16 protein-coding genes and 1 pseudogene are annotated in these 13,394 nt (G+C 52.2%); 7 read left to right on the forward strand and 10 right to left on the reverse strand.

All coding sequences use genetic code 11. The annotated features are described in order from the left end of the window. Window positions 1-118 precede the first annotated feature (118 nt). Window positions 119-334 carry a hypothetical protein gene (locus JMJ16_RS12695; protein ID WP_201381718.1) on the forward strand — a complete coding sequence of 72 codons (216 nt, stop codon included), beginning with the start codon at window positions 119-121 and terminating at the stop codon, window positions 332-334. A gap of 18 nt (window positions 335-352) precedes the next feature. Here JMJ16_RS12695 and JMJ16_RS56980 read toward each other — a convergent pair whose 3' ends face one another. Next, window positions 353-868, reverse strand: a complete 516-nt coding sequence (locus JMJ16_RS56980; RefSeq protein ID WP_374229001.1) for a transposase — start codon at window positions 866-868, stop codon at window positions 353-355. 400 nt (window positions 869-1,268) lie between these two features. Between JMJ16_RS56980 and JMJ16_RS12705 the strand changes: the two genes are divergently transcribed. After that, window positions 1,269-2,147, forward strand: a complete 879-nt coding sequence (locus JMJ16_RS12705) for a haloalkane dehalogenase (protein ID WP_201381722.1) — start codon at window positions 1,269-1,271, stop codon at window positions 2,145-2,147. Between the two features lie 208 nt (window positions 2,148-2,355). Here the strand turns inward: JMJ16_RS12705 and JMJ16_RS12710 are convergent, their stop codons facing one another. Next, the gene (locus tag JMJ16_RS12710) at window positions 2,356-2,571 is read right to left on the reverse strand and encodes a hypothetical protein (protein WP_201381724.1); all 216 of its coding nucleotides are present in this window, start codon (window positions 2,569-2,571) and stop codon (window positions 2,356-2,358) included. A gap of 162 nt (window positions 2,572-2,733) precedes the next feature. Here JMJ16_RS12710 and JMJ16_RS12715 point away from each other — a divergent pair, with 162 nt between their 5' ends. Beyond that, window positions 2,734-3,384, forward strand: coding sequence for an isochorismatase family protein (locus JMJ16_RS12715; protein WP_374229002.1), 651 nt, complete (start codon window positions 2,734-2,736; stop codon window positions 3,382-3,384). 386 nt (window positions 3,385-3,770) lie between these two features. Here JMJ16_RS12715 and JMJ16_RS12720 read toward each other — a convergent pair whose 3' ends face one another. The 6 genes and pseudogenes from JMJ16_RS12720 to JMJ16_RS54130 all read right to left on the reverse strand — a co-directional run bounded on the left by JMJ16_RS12720 (window position 3,771) and on the right by JMJ16_RS54130 (window position 6,988). Continuing rightward, window positions 3,771-4,265 carry a hypothetical protein gene (locus tag JMJ16_RS12720; RefSeq protein WP_201381729.1) on the reverse strand — a complete coding sequence of 165 codons (495 nt, stop codon included), beginning with the start codon at window positions 4,263-4,265 and terminating at the stop codon, window positions 3,771-3,773. Window positions 4,266-4,385: 120 nt separating this feature from the next. Continuing rightward, window positions 4,386-4,697, reverse strand: coding sequence for a hypothetical protein (locus tag JMJ16_RS12725; RefSeq protein ID WP_201381731.1), 312 nt, complete (start codon window positions 4,695-4,697; stop codon window positions 4,386-4,388). Window positions 4,698-4,705: 8 nt separating this feature from the next. Further along, entirely contained in the window at window positions 4,706-4,963 is a 258-nt protein-coding gene (locus tag JMJ16_RS12730; protein WP_201381733.1) for a hypothetical protein, read from the reverse strand. Beyond that, window positions 4,960-5,193, reverse strand: coding sequence for a hypothetical protein (locus JMJ16_RS12735; protein ID WP_201381735.1), 234 nt, complete (start codon window positions 5,191-5,193; stop codon window positions 4,960-4,962). The genes JMJ16_RS12730 and JMJ16_RS12735 overlap by 4 nt, the downstream gene beginning before the upstream one ends. A gap of 924 nt (window positions 5,194-6,117) precedes the next feature. Further along, window positions 6,118-6,327: a hypothetical protein gene (locus JMJ16_RS12740; RefSeq protein ID WP_201381737.1), complete on the reverse strand. Its 210-nt coding sequence runs from the start codon at window positions 6,325-6,327 to the stop codon at window positions 6,118-6,120. 87 nt (window positions 6,328-6,414) lie between these two features. Further along, window positions 6,415-6,988: pseudogene (locus JMJ16_RS54130) on the reverse strand (recombinase family protein). Window positions 6,989-7,478: 490 nt separating this feature from the next. On the opposite strand from JMJ16_RS54130, the gene JMJ16_RS12755 reads away from it, so the two are divergent. The 4 genes from JMJ16_RS12755 to JMJ16_RS12770 all read left to right on the forward strand — a co-directional run bounded on the left by JMJ16_RS12755 (window position 7,479) and on the right by JMJ16_RS12770 (window position 10,561). Continuing rightward, window positions 7,479-7,910: a helix-turn-helix domain-containing protein gene (locus tag JMJ16_RS12755; RefSeq protein ID WP_201381743.1), complete on the forward strand. Its 432-nt coding sequence runs from the start codon at window positions 7,479-7,481 to the stop codon at window positions 7,908-7,910. Beyond that, complete coding sequence (locus tag JMJ16_RS12760) at window positions 7,907-8,362, forward strand: GyrI-like domain-containing protein (protein WP_201381751.1); 456 nt, start codon at window positions 7,907-7,909, stop codon at window positions 8,360-8,362. The genes JMJ16_RS12755 and JMJ16_RS12760 overlap by 4 nt, the downstream gene beginning before the upstream one ends. A 5-nt stretch (window positions 8,363-8,367) precedes the next feature. After that, window positions 8,368-8,871 carry a GyrI-like domain-containing protein gene (locus JMJ16_RS12765; RefSeq protein ID WP_255553184.1) on the forward strand — a complete coding sequence of 168 codons (504 nt, stop codon included), beginning with the start codon at window positions 8,368-8,370 and terminating at the stop codon, window positions 8,869-8,871. Between the two features lie 349 nt (window positions 8,872-9,220). Continuing rightward, window positions 9,221-10,561, forward strand: a complete 1,341-nt coding sequence (locus tag JMJ16_RS12770) for an integrase core domain-containing protein (protein ID WP_236601438.1) — start codon at window positions 9,221-9,223, stop codon at window positions 10,559-10,561. On the opposite strand, the gene JMJ16_RS12775 is transcribed toward JMJ16_RS12770, so the two are convergent. Continuing rightward, entirely contained in the window at window positions 10,536-10,994 is a 459-nt protein-coding gene (locus tag JMJ16_RS12775) for a GNAT family N-acetyltransferase (protein WP_201381755.1), read from the reverse strand. The genes JMJ16_RS12770 and JMJ16_RS12775 overlap by 26 nt on opposite strands. Before the next feature lie 353 nt (window positions 10,995-11,347). Beyond that, complete coding sequence (murJ, locus tag JMJ16_RS12780; protein WP_201381757.1) at window positions 11,348-13,294, reverse strand: murein biosynthesis integral membrane protein MurJ; 1,947 nt, start codon at window positions 13,292-13,294, stop codon at window positions 11,348-11,350. Window positions 13,295-13,394: the final 100 nt, after the last annotated feature.

Here is a 13,394-nt window from a genome sequence, read left to right on the forward strand (position 1 = left end):
GCGGATGGTGATGTTCAAACGCCTGACGCTGGCGTAATCACCACTGTGTTTGCACGAAACCAGACAGGAACAGTGAGAGCGATTGAGATGCGCAGGCGGAAAATGGTGCGACATCCTGATGTTTCTCTCCGACAAACTGCTAGGGCAACGGGTTCCCGAACAGGCTAAGATGATTGAGAGTAGGCTCGTTCAGGCAATTGCTGACCCGGCTTTCAAGTTGGTTGACACAACAGGTCTGGATGATGAATACGTCACCAGACGCTCAGCTTATGATTACGCATATGATGCACTCTGGCAACTCGTGGCGAGCAGGAGAAGCGCGAAGAATAACTAACGCGATGTGCAAGTTGGTTTAAGCAACCAAACGTTCAAACTGAAGGTAAGGAGCCTGATCTTGCTGATTGAGCCAGAAACAAAGGGTATGCAGCAGCACACACCGCAACAACCGGTTGCGCAAGTGCCACAGATCGCGTGCCCAGACCCGCTTGATCTGACATCGAGAGGTCAATTGCCCAAACACCGTGTCGATGAGATAGCGAACCCGCCCCAGAACGCGGCTGTGATAGGCTTGAGCCTGGGGAGAATGGGCTTTGCGAAACGGAGCTTGCAAGAGAATGCCTTTGCTACGCAAGAAAGCTTGCAGCTTGGGAAGCCAGTAGTTGCGATCCCCCAAGACGACTCCCTGAGTGCCTTCAAGCAGAAGGGGAGCAATCTCCCCATCGGCTTCATTGGCCGGAGCCAGAAACAGATGGGTGAGCACGCCAGGCCAAGCCAATTGAGCATGCAAGCGAAACCCATAAAAGGTTTGCCGATCCGCATGATCTTTGCCAAAACTCGCCTCGCCTTCAAATAGGCCCGCCGGAGAAATTTACAACGCTAAGCACTTCGCTTTGTAATCCGATCCGTAGGGCCATGCAGCAGTGAACTCGCGGACTTGTCAAGATGCAAGAAGAGCCTGTGAGCCAGTTTTTTTGTTGCCTAACAGAGCAAGCTGTGCCATACGTGTTGGGTCACATGTGTTAGGCAACATGATGTGCCTCTTACCATTGCCCAGAAAGGACGCTCTATAACGGTCCCCTTTTTTTGTTGCTCTCGAATCATGCAGAGAATCATCATCACGGATGAAGCCAGTGCCCCCATCGGAAAACTATACTTGGGACATGAACGAACACCGCTTCTTGACCAAGCAGAGATCTATCAGGGTTCTGCGGTGAGAAGCGAGTCAAAGAGCACAAACAATTGGTTTTCAAAAAGGAAAAGAGCAGAGCATGATAAGCGCAGCATTCCCCTATCAAAAAAAGCGGAAGCCCGTGCTGGGATTAGAGATGGCGTATGTAGATGAAGGCCAGGGCGACCCGATTGTCTTCTTGCATGGCAATCCGACCTCCTCTTACCTCTGGCGCAACATTTTGCCGTACGCAGAAACATTCGGGCGAATAATCGCCCCTGATCTCATCGGCATGGGCGATTCGGCGAAGCTGCCCGGTAGTGGTCCCGCTTCCTACACCTTTGTCGAGCACCGCCGGTACTTGGATGCCCTGCTGGAAGCGCTCGATGTGCGTGAGCGGGTGATTCTTGTGGTGCATGACTGGGGCTCAGCCCTGGGCTTTGATTGGGCGCGGCGTCACCCAGAGGCGGTCAAAGGTCTTGTCTACATGGAGGCGATCGTCAAGCCAGGAAGTTGGAGCGAGTTTCCAGAGGCTGCCCGCAAGGGTTTCCAGGCGTTTCGCACTTCTGCTGGGGAGCAGATCGTGCTGGAGCAGAACGCCCTTATCGAGGTCAACCTGCCCAAAGCCGTGCTACGCCAACTTTCCGAGCAAGAGATGCAAGAGTATCGGCGTCCGTTTGCTGAACCGGGCGAGGAGCGTCGTCCCATGCTTAGTTGGGTGAGTCAACTCCCGTTTGACGGTGATCCAGCCGATGTGGCGGAAATCATCACAACCTATGGCGCCTGGCTGGCTCAAAGTCCCGTGCCCAAGCTGTTCATTCACAGCGAGCCGGGAATCATGCAGCCATCGCACGTGGAGTTCTGCCGCAGTTGGCCAGCGCAAAGCGAGGTCAGCGTGCGCGGGCGCCATTATCCCCAGGAGGACTCTCCCGACGAGTTGGGCAGCGCTCTCGCGGCTTGGTTGCAGCATCTGAAATAGAGAACACGAAGGCTTTGAATCCGCAGATGCCGATTAATCGTGTCCACCCAGTCCCACAAGAGCAACGACGGACACGATTAATCGGCATCTGCGGAGATACAAAGAAATAAACGATATTTCTTGCAAGGGAACGTTGTAAGGGTGTAAATGTGATAATTCGATGACGTACTTTTTTGACCATTATCTGACGCATATCCCGGGATATGCGTCAGATAATGGTCAAAAAAGTAGGGTCTCCCGCTACTTTGGTGATAAGATCTTCAATATGATGGAGCGTGTTTTTTATCTGAGCTTGAAAAACAAGAGCCATCAGAAAAACAAACTCATCCTTCACCAAAGTAGCGGGAGACCCCACGGGATGCGCAACGAGGTGAGGAGAGCCGATGAAACAGTCTGGTGAGGCAAGATGAAGAAGCACTGTCATCAATCGAGAGATCCCTTTCCTGATATCCTCCTAGCTGACTTTGCGAATACCATCCGTGTGCGGTATCGTGTGTATTGACATACAGTGAATTCCAAGTCTAACCCTTGTCTCAACAGTGGTTATGCGCTCGCTTCTCAAAAGGAGGAAGTGATGTCCCAGCAGATGCCCTTTAACAAAAATGATACAGGCATCGTCTTTATCGACCCTCAAAATGATGTCTTGAGTGAGAAAGGCCATGGATGGGAATTGGTCAAGGACAGTGTCCAAGAAAATAAGACCGTTGAGAACATGGAGCGCATCTTCAAAGCAGGGAAGGAGAGTGGGTATGAGTTTTTTATCTCCCCACACTATTTCTATCCCACTGACGATGGATGGAGGTTCAACGATCCTCTCGAAACGGTAGAGCATGAGACGAAAATGTTTGCTCGCCGAGGAGCATTAAATCTGGATGGCTTCGTTGGCTCAGGCGCTGACTGGCTTGAACGCTTCAAACCCTTTATCGAGGACGGCAAGACCATCCTTGCTAGCCCTCACAAAATCTGGGGACCGCAGACCAATGACCTCATTTTGCAACTGCGCAAGCGTCGCATCAGCAAGGTGATCCTTGGAGGGATGTTGGCAAACATATGTGTCGAATCGCACCTGCGAGAATTGCTCGAGCAAGGTTTCGAGATTGCCGTCGCAAAAGACGCAACGGCTGCTCCCCGACATCCCGAGTGGGGCGACGGCTACACTGCCGCGCTCATTAACTACCATTTTCTCGCACATGCAGTTCTCTCAACAGACGAAGTCGTGAATGCCTTAAAGTCGTAACAGGATCTTCCTCCAGGATGGAAATGCCACATTCTCACTGAAAGCACAAGAGCAGAAAAGACCGTCTGGAGCCAGTTCAGTCAAGTATGTAGCTCGTTGCACATCCCGTGGGGAGACCCATTGAATTATCACATTTACAGGCAAGGTAGCGGGCATTTAGGGCATCTTTAACGTGTTTTGCTCACCTTGACACTCAAGCATAGAATGCAAGTATGTTCGTCCATGTTATGCGTGGAAAAGGCTTACCCGGCTTAGGAGCGGAATGCCAGAGTAAATCTGGGCTAGTGTGAACAGAGATTGTCCCCTCGCTCCGTAAAATCCCGGGCAGGCCATGCTATTAACAAAAAGGATCGCCCCTCCAACTGGAGGAGCGATCTGATGTTTGCTCATTTAATCCGTTTCCATTCGTCAAGATGCTGCTGTAATTCAGCGATGAGATGAGGCTGTAACTCAATCATCATGCCCTGGCCAGAGTAGTTGACAACCTTCTGAACAAAATCATGTACAGTCATTTCCATAGTTCCCACTAGGTGTGCCGGTGGCGGACCAGGCACACACCAGAGCTTACCAGCTTGCGCGATGAGTGATAGTGGCTCCTGGTGGTCCTTAACTTTAAATGCCAGGTGAAACACGCTCCTGGTAGGCTCACGCATCTCTACACGTAACCCTACCAGCATGTTATGCTTGCCAAGATTCCCATAAAACCATGTGCATATGGCATAGCCGCCCTCTTCTGCGTGGCGATCCAAGAGCGTTTTAACATCTGGCCTCTCGGAAAGATTCAGCCATATAACAGCGATACCATTGCCAGGACTAAGCATCAGTATATCTACATCATCCACAGGTATAGCCGAGCGAAGCATCAACGTCAAATCTTCCATCTTGCCTCCCTTCTGTATCATGTAAGCAAGAGCTTTGCTCTTTTCCGATCTCACACCAGGGCGGGCTTGTGCTACCATTGCCCGTTCCTGGTGCTTCTGTGTGAATGCCTCTAGTATACTCTACTTGCGCCCTATGCGTATTTTCATCTCTATCCAGGCCCCTATGATGATACCAGTTATCTCGCCTGTCTCCTCTATCACCTGCAAATCGCGATCAACCACCTCATAGACACCCTCGCCCACCTTTGCAGGCACACGGTCGGTATCGGTGGTCACCATCTTGAAGGGCCTGGCATTAAAGAGGCTAGAGCCTTTGTAGAGGGCCTCCAGGAAGAACGAAAGGGCCAATGCATCCCATAGATCCATGCTGGCTGGATGTTCTGTGTTTGTGGTATTGCTCTCGGGAAAGAAGACTTCTAAAACTATGCTCATCGTGTGCCTCACACTCTTGTATGTGACATCTCTTCAGCGGTGCCGGTGGCTGTCCATGAGTCTACAAAGCTTTTCAGGGTGATGAGCTGGGCAGGTGCTACGGGTGCGCCTGTGTACTCAAGGTGTGTCTGGTGTTCGTCGCCGGGGTCGGTATCAAAGCCGTGAGCGAGGCTCCACTGGTCATAGGGTGTCTGTGTAAATGGGATGCCGGTTGCATCGATGATGCGCTGCGCCTGGTCAGTGTCTACAACGGTAGATAATTTCATAGTGCCTTCCCTTCAATGTCCTGGCTGCGCTCTTCAGTAGGAAAGCCAGTGTTATCGTCTAAAACGTACATCAAGCCATTCGCTGAGTGATACTTCCATATCACCTCGCCAATCTGCCCACCATCGAAGTAAACGCGCTGGCCTATGGTATATAGGCCAGTCGTGGCCAGATCGCCGTACACTTGGCGGTATTGATTGAAGAGGTTCATTCTGTCTTCTGGTGTACTCATCTTAATGCCCCTTTCTATGAAGGACGAATTCGGGGTTTGAGCACGGCAGGAACCAAAAGTCGGAGTAGTGTGCTGAACGGACCTGGAGAGCGCACGGAGAAAGATCTCCTTCAGACGGTAAAGAAGCTATTTTCAGCGAAATATCGCTCTCAAAAGTTGTTTCTGCCGTTTTTACCTCTCAAGTCAAAGGAAACTTATTGCTTTTTTCTTGGTTATTCCGACTTTTGGTTCCTACCGTGCTCAAACCCCTATTTATAGCTTTATATAGTCACAAGTATGGCAAAAATGGTCATTTTTCGTTTTTTTTTTGGCGGTCCTGGGAAAACTGCTCTACTTAGGACTATATTAAGTAATTTTTAGTCACAAGTCAGCGGGTAACGACGGCGCGGCTGCTCCTAGGGGAGGCCTCTGAGTATTAACCGTACGAAAACGCACGCTAAGGATTTATCGTTCTCTCTTAACCTTGTTTAGGCCGTAAAACATAGACGGTTTGTAGCGGTCTTACAGCACATATCACAGTCCATTCTGTCTAAGTGATAACGTTCATTATCGCAATACAAGCTCAAAAAATCCTTATGATAGATTTTTACACGTATCCTGGGCCTCCCTCGTATACTGCTGTGTGTTGGGGATTGGGGGTAGATGGAATACCCAACGGCAAGGGAAGAAAACGATGCCGAAACTATTAGTCCATATGCTCATCTGGTCACACAGGCACAAACACTACACCCTCTATAGCTACGGCTAACCCGAGCAGGATTTCCTTCCAGAAGACCAGCCAGCATTTGCTCGCTGGTTAGACGGACATGCCGCTTTTGCCTTTGAGGGGCAGGCGGGAAAAATCTCAGTCCTCAAAGAAGCCCGTTCCCGAGGAAGCGGCTACTGGTACGCCTATCGCACACACCAGCGCCGCACTCACAAGCGCTACCTGGGACGGACAGAGACCCTCTCGCTGGCTCGTTTAGAGGAGACTGCCAGGATGCTCTGGTCCGAACAGAAGCCCGAGCCCGCGACTTCCCAGGGGATAGAGCCGCTTTCCAGCAAGCTCTCTCCGCCGCGCTTGCCGCCCTCGATGCGGCGCTTGTCACCAGGCTTTCCCTGGTTCTGGCTCCGGCAGGTTTGGGGTGATAACATTTTTTCCTCCCATTTTTCCCGCTAAGGCTAGACACTCCGAAAGTAAGTCAGAATGTTTCCCGCTAAGCAGAGAACAGTGCATTTGATCTATGCTTCCGAAGCTTTCTGCTCAACTTCTCTAACATAGCGATACAATGTTGAACGAGAGATATCAAGCGTTGAGCAAATCTCAGGAATAGAATGGTTAGGATCAGCAAACAGGCGTCGAGCGAGGGTTACTTTTCCACTGGTAGCGAGTCTCTTTGGCCTCCCTCCGATGCGTCCTCTCGCCCTTGCAGCGGCGAGCCCAGCATTCGTGCGCTCGCGAATGAGATCCCGCTCGAATTCAGCCAACGCTCCTCAGATGGAAAATAAGCTTGCCACCAGGTGTCGTGGTATCGATCTTCTCTGTTAAACTGATAAAGTCCACGTTGCGGTCTTTGAGAATGTTGAGCGTTTCGATGAGATCTCTAAGGGAGCGCCCCAGTCGGTCAAGTTTCCAAACAATCACGGTATCACCTGGTCGCACAAACGCCAGAAGACCTTCCAAGCCCTGTCGCTTGAATTTCGAGCCTGTGATCTTGTCATTGAAATACTTCTCGCACTCTGCTCCTTTTAAGGCATCTCTCTGGAGGGCCTCGTTTTGTTCCTGCTTCGAGACTCGAATATACCCAACCTTCATAGAACCTCTTCCTTTTGTGTCAGATACTCATCTCCATCATCGGAATATGAGATTTTGATTTTGACACATTTTTTGAGACAGAGCAAATCGCTGCGCCACGCTTGCGGATAGCATGAAGAGCAACGCCTGAATAGCTGAACAATGTGTGCCAGAAAACGGTCGTTTTGGCTACTCATCAACTAGCCTCAGGTAGAATGGACCGATTGTGAGATACGCCCACCTCTTGACTCTCCCGTAAGGGGAGAGGGTACACTTGTTCTATCTCTACTGAGAGACCTGTTGTGATAGGTATGCTCCTTGGAGCAGCACGAGACCTGTCCGGGCGCGAATCCGTTGCGACTCTCATGGAAGTGAGGAACAGTATTGCTTCAGGACAGTGTGTCTCATGCGAATAGTGCATGCGGCACGAGAGCGTATATATCAGCAACAGTCCTCATGAGGTCACGTGCATGAGAAAGGAAGAATGCTCAAGAGATGGGAAGATACATGTATGCTGAAAATCGGTGACTTTTCGAAGTTGGGTCTAGTCACAATTAAGGCGTTGCGGCATTACGATGAGCTGGGGCTGCTCAAACCGGCACGGGTGGATGCGTCAACTGGCTATCGATATTATGCAGCTAGCCAGTTGACGCGATTGAACCGCATTCTGGTACTCAAAGATCTGGGACTCGAGCTTCAGCAGATTGCACAGCTCTTGGATCAGGATGTCACCCCGGAGCAGATACGGGGGATGTTGCGACTCAAACAGGTGGAATTCCATCAGCAGGTCGAGGAGGGAAAGGCACGATTAACGCGGGTGGAAGCGTGGCTGCGAGCGTTTGAGCAGGAGGCAATGATGCCTCCCTATGACATTGTGCTCAAGAGGGTTGCCCCGCTACGAGTAGCCCAGGTAGGCTTTGTTGCCCCCAATTGGGGCAGGTGAGTCCGACCCTTGGTCGTGTGTTCTCGCAGTTACAAGGATACATCCAGCAACAAGGGGCGAGCTGGCAGATCCCCGGTATGACACTCTTCTCTAATAGGGAGCACGTCCTGGAGGAGATCAGCATCTCAGCGTGCCTGACCTTTGGAGGCTCTCTCGATGATGGTTTCCTCAAGGATGGTGAGGCGGTGAAGGTGGTCGAATTGCCGGGTACCGAGAGGATGGTCTCGGTGATCCATCACGGCAGTTTTAGTATGTTGCATCTGGCGTACAATGCTCTGCTGAAGTGGATTGAGAACAACGGCTACACGATTGCAGGTCCCAATCGCGAATTGAATCTTGCATATGACCCCAACGGCGATGAAGCCCAGTACGTGACAGAGATCCAGTTTCCTGTGGAGAAGCAAGAGACTCAATCTTTCGAAAGGAAAGAAGAAAGTGAGAAGCATGTATGAGTTTTATGACGGAACCAAAGAGTGAAGATCGCATGGCGCAACCTTATATGGGGATGAGGACCAGAATTCCTATGCAGGAATTAGGTGTGGTGATCCCGCAATATATTGGAGAAGTGTTTGCCTTCTTAGGAAAGCAGGGCGTGGCACCAGTGCATGCACCCTTCGTTCGCTATCATGTCATCAATATGCCGGAGATGCTTGATATTGAGGTAGGCATTCCGGTGGCGAGTCCACTACCAGATGAGGACCGCATTCATGGGGGAGTTCTTCCGGCGGGTCGCTATGCATCGCTCGTCTATACTGGGATAGAGAATGGGATACAGGCGAATGCGGCGCTGATGGAGTGGGGAGCGCGTCATGGTCTGGTGTGGGATAGCCGGGAGACGAAGGACGGTGAGGCATTCGGCTCGCGTTTCGAGTCCTTCCTGACTGATCCCGAGAAGCAGCCGGATCAAGGAAAGTGGGAGACGGAGGTGGCGATTCGGCTGGCGGAGAGTCAGGAGAAGTAGATCATCGTCGTGAGGGGTCCTGGTCGGTGGTGCATATTGCAGCTTCATTGTTGACCGAGATCCCTCCAGAGCCTCCTCTATTTCATTCCTCCTTGCTCTGACGTGTTCTGGTACGGGCAGGTGCTTCTCTGGTAGCAGTACCATCATCTCTTTGCCTTTAGTAAGATTTCGTTGGCTCTCCTCACCTGTTTGGCCCTGCGCTATGTAAGGTGACACCAGGTGTATGAGGTTCGATCCTTATGACCCGGCTGGTTTCCTCAAGTCGTAGCCGGACCACTTCGAAGCCTAAGCTCAAATACCACGGGCAGTATACTCTTTTCAGGATAAGTTTCTGCTTGAAAGGAGAACAATGATGCAACAAGAGCACTGGTTAGCAGACCGAGCATTGCTTCAGCGATTCCTGCGAGAACACCCTGAATGGAGCCGACAAGAGCTCGCCCAGCGCCTCGGTCGATCCCTGGGGTGGGTCAAGAAGTGGAAAAAGCGCTTGCGTGAGGCTCCTGCTGGTGATACAAGCGTGCTGTTTGGCAAACCCTTCGGACGCAAAACTCCATACCCACAGACGGACTCTGAGGTAGAACAACGGATCTTAGCCATTCGCGATGCGCCGCCAGAACATCTTCACCGTGTTCCTGGACCACGAGCGATCCTGTACTATTTGCCCCGCGATCCCCAGCTTCAACAGCGAACGGAACCTCTCCCCCGATCTACACGCACCATTTGGAAAATTTTACGGAAGAATGATCGTATTGTGCAGAAAAAACCGCGCACCTGTCGCCCGATCGAGCGTCCCCAGCCACTTGAAGAAGTGCAAATCGACTTCAAAAGTGTTTCGAGTGTGCCAGCCGATCCAACAGGCAAGCAACAACATGTGGTTGAGGTCTTCAATTTTGTCGATGCTGGCACATCGATTTTGCTCAAAGCCCAGGTCAGCGCCGATTTCCACGCGCAAACCGTTCTGGATGCGGTGCTGAACTTTTTGCAGACCTACGGCTGCCCTCATCAAATGACCTTTGATCGCGATCCCCGCTTCACCGGCGGAACCACCGGAGGCGACTTCCCTTCCCCTCTCATCCGGTTTCTGCTCTGCCTCGGTATCCAGCCTCACGTGTGTCCCCCTCATCGGCCCGACAAAAATGCGTTCGTTGAACGACTCAATCGCACCTATGATCAGGAGTGTCTCCAGGTCTTCCATCCCGAAACGCTTGAGCGGGTTTGCGAAGTTACTGAGACCTTCCAGATGCATTACAACACCGAGCGCCCGCATCAAGGGCTTGCCTGTGGCAATCAGCCGCCTCGTGTGGCGTTTCCTCACCTGCCAGGGTTGCCCGCGCTTCCCTCCTTGATTGATCCCGACGCCTGGTTAGCATCCATCCACGGACACCATTTTATCCGTAAGGTTCGACAAAATGGGACCGTGCGCATCGCTGAGGGAAGCTACTACGTGGACTTAGACCGGATCGGGCAGTACGTGGATCTGTGCGTCGATGCCCACCAACAAGTCTTCGTCATTCGGCACCGCCAGAAGCTTCTCAAGCAGGTTCCAATCAAAGGGCTGCATAAGCGCTTGCTGCCCTTTGAACAATTTGCTGTGTTGATGTGCCAGCAAGCGCTTTCCGAGCAACGTCGCCTCCAACAGGCTCGACAAGCATTCCAAGGGACGGTTAGAAAGCTCGGGGCAGCGTCTTAACCAACAGCACATGTGGGCCAGTGCCAGGCTGATCAAAGAGATCGCCTTCCTGCACAAAACCGAAGCGCTCGTAAAACCCTTGCACATGAGCGCGACCGTGGCACCAAATTTCGGCAGGCAAGGCTTGTGCGCTGGCATGGTCGATGAGCGCCTGAAGGATTTTGCCTCCGACCCCGGCCCCGCGCGTGTTTTCTAGGACAGCCATGCCGCGAACACGCCAACTGGTGAGCAGTGGAGCATTGTCACGCGGCTCAGGCACGATGGAGCCGATGCCGATCAATTGTCCGTTCAGGAAGCTCCCAATATGCAGGGCACCAGGCTCCGTGTCGCTCGGATGAGCGCGAAGACTTCGAGGCTCATGGGGCCTGAGAATGCGATGACGCAAATCGTGGGTTTCTGTGGCACGAATGGGACGAGTTTCAATGGTTGACAAGAATGATCCCTTCTTTCATCAAAATGGCTCTTCGCCTATTGTATCAAAGCGAAAAGGCGGAAGGAAGGATGTCACAGGGCCTCGCAGGCCATCTGTAGAGAAAGGTGCGGAATGGCCTTTGCGGATTGGATTGCTCTCTCTTCTGATCTGAGAGGGCTACGACTTGAGGAAACCAGCCGGGTCATAAGGATCGAACCTCATACACCAGCCGCAAGGTAGCGGGCATAACAGAAGCGGAAACCTTAAAGATGCTATTGATAATTAATAATAAATAAAAAGGTAAAAGGGATAAAATCAACATAAGGGATGCTGAGCATATATTGGTAGCATCCCTCGCGAAAACATTTCTCTATCTACACCCATGCCAAGTGCAAACGGATGAGCACACGTTGGATAGGTCTCAGGCGCTCGCCGCCAAGGATACGCAGGAAGCGCGCGGTACGCAGGTACACCATTCCTCCAATACCTGCCACCAAGGCGAGCTTAAGCGCCACGAGCGCGAAGTCCGCTATACTTGCGACCCGATGGGTCGCATTGGTGCCAATGACAAGCCATTGATCCAAGGCCCAGCGCGCAATCGTGATGGCGAGGAGCATGGCAAGCGAGGCGAGCGCGATACGCACTACGAAGGTGAATAACTCACGTAGGCGCAAGCCACCTACGCGGATGTGCAGCAGCCAGAGAAGGAGGCCCGCTTCAAGTACGCCGGCCAGCGAGGTTGCCAAGGCCAGTGCGCCCATACCCCATGCCCCGATGAGCCAGGATTGAGAGAGAGAGGAGAACCAGAAATGCATTCCCCCCGTTTGCGCTAGCCAGATCATGGGGTTGAGGAAGAGGAGGCTGAGCGCGATCTTGATCACAAATTGTCCAATGCTGACATAGACAGGAAGCTTGCTCTGACGTAGAGCGTAAAAAGGGCGCGTTAGGATCTCGACGAGTGCCAGCCCAGGCAAGCCGAGAGCGTAGCAGATGAGCAGAATCGCCGTCGCCTGAGCCTGGTCAAAATGAATATGGTACAGCACCTCTACCATAGGAAGACTTAGTGACACTAGGCCCAGGGCCGCGGGGATCGAGACGAAGAGCACGCTTTGCAGAGCCTCCAGGATCAGAAGGCGCAGCTTATCAAGCCGACCCTCTGCGACATAGCTTGTCATGCGGGGGAAGGCTGCCGTTGCTACCTGAATAATCACACTCAGCGGAATCGAAGCAATCGTAAAGGCGTTGAGATAGAGCGTTGTATAGCCATTCGTGCTTGCTCCCGTCACACTGACGACCAGGCCAATCAGGATCAGGTCGACGTTGGTTGAGAAACTCAGCATGAGCGCATTGCCGATGCGGGGGAGCATCTGGCGGACAATCTGTCTGATGCCGGGATGCCGCCAATCAAAGGTAAAATGATACTGCATGCCAATCAGTTTCAAGCCCGGAAGTTGCACACCCACCATCAGGATCGCGCCCAGCACGACCCCCCAGGTGGCACAGTAAATCACCAGCGTACTACTACTGACGTGCATGGTCCATTGTAATATTACGCCTACACCCAGGCCAAGAATGGAACCAAGCGGATAGAGGACGGAACCGAGGGCGGGCAGGAGGAAATGTTGGCGCGCATTAAGCACCCCATTGACGATAACCCCCATGCCGAGGAAGATGGTCTGCAAAAAGAGAATGCGGGTAAGGGCCGCCATCAAGACAAGCTTCTCCTGCGATACGTTGCGTGCATAGAGATGTACGAGTTGGTCGGCGAAAATCATACCCACGAGCGAGAAGACAACCATGCAGCCTGTGGAAAGGTTCAGAGCCGAACTCGTCAGGTGCCAGGCCGTTTTTTCATCCTTCTTGCTGATAAAATAGACATTAAAGATAGGGATGAAGGCGGAGAGCAACGCGCCACCGGCGACAATATTGTAGATGGTGGTAGGAAACTGAGTTGCCAGGTTGAAGGCATCGGCGCTGTCATTCACGCCAACGGCGACAGTAAAGAGTGAGACGCGCAGGAGACCAAGAAAGCGGCTAGCGAATGTCGCGAACGTGAGAAGCAGAGCAGCCTTGCCCACGCTGGAAGGAGAGAACAATTTGCGCAACGTACTCCTGAATTTGCTGACGGATGTGCCTTGAGAGCGCGCGAGACGCTGCTCGCGTAGCTGCTTCAGGCGCGCTTCTCTTGCTGTTCGCGGTAGGCGGAGCGGCTGCGTAATTTGGATGTGCTGCTGGTCGATCCCCTGTAAGTAGTTGAGCGTGCCACCATCATTAAATGGGTCCTGTTGCCATGCCTGCTGGCCTTGCTCTTTATCCTTCATACGTCTATCCTTATAATTATATGTATTTCTCCATGCCTCGCATCTATTACCACTTCTAGTATAGAAGACTCATATGTGACCCGACTGTAACGCTTACTAG

It is taken from the genome of Ktedonobacter sp. SOSP1-52 (assembly GCF_016587395.1).

Coding starts and splice junctions, on each gene's coding strand:
- JMJ16_RS12695 (WP_201381718.1), top strand. CDS start 119: ATGTTTCTCTCCGACAAACTGCTAGGGCAACGGGTTCCCGAACAGGCT.
- JMJ16_RS12705 (WP_201381722.1), top strand. CDS start 1,269: ATGATAAGCGCAGCATTCCCCTATCAAAAAAAGCGGAAGCCCGTGCTG.
- JMJ16_RS12710 (WP_201381724.1), bottom strand. CDS start 2,571: ATGACAGTGCTTCTTCATCTTGCCTCACCAGACTGTTTCATCGGCTCT.
- JMJ16_RS12715 (WP_374229002.1), top strand. CDS start 2,734: ATGCCCTTTAACAAAAATGATACAGGCATCGTCTTTATCGACCCTCAA.
- JMJ16_RS12720 (WP_201381729.1), bottom strand. CDS start 4,265: ATGGAAGATTTGACGTTGATGCTTCGCTCGGCTATACCTGTGGATGAT.
- JMJ16_RS12725 (WP_201381731.1), bottom strand. CDS start 4,697: ATGAGCATAGTTTTAGAAGTCTTCTTTCCCGAGAGCAATACCACAAAC.
- JMJ16_RS12730 (WP_201381733.1), bottom strand. CDS start 4,963: ATGAAATTATCTACCGTTGTAGACACTGACCAGGCGCAGCGCATCATC.
- JMJ16_RS12735 (WP_201381735.1), bottom strand. CDS start 5,193: ATGAGTACACCAGAAGACAGAATGAACCTCTTCAATCAATACCGCCAA.
- JMJ16_RS12740 (WP_201381737.1), bottom strand. CDS start 6,327: ATGTTATCACCCCAAACCTGCCGGAGCCAGAACCAGGGAAAGCCTGGT.
- JMJ16_RS12755 (WP_201381743.1), top strand. CDS start 7,479: ATGCTGAAAATCGGTGACTTTTCGAAGTTGGGTCTAGTCACAATTAAG.
- JMJ16_RS12765 (WP_255553184.1), top strand. CDS start 8,368: ATGACGGAACCAAAGAGTGAAGATCGCATGGCGCAACCTTATATGGGG.
- JMJ16_RS12770 (WP_236601438.1), top strand. CDS start 9,221: ATGATGCAACAAGAGCACTGGTTAGCAGACCGAGCATTGCTTCAGCGA.
- murJ (WP_201381757.1), bottom strand. CDS start 13,294: ATGAAGGATAAAGAGCAAGGCCAGCAGGCATGGCAACAGGACCCATTT.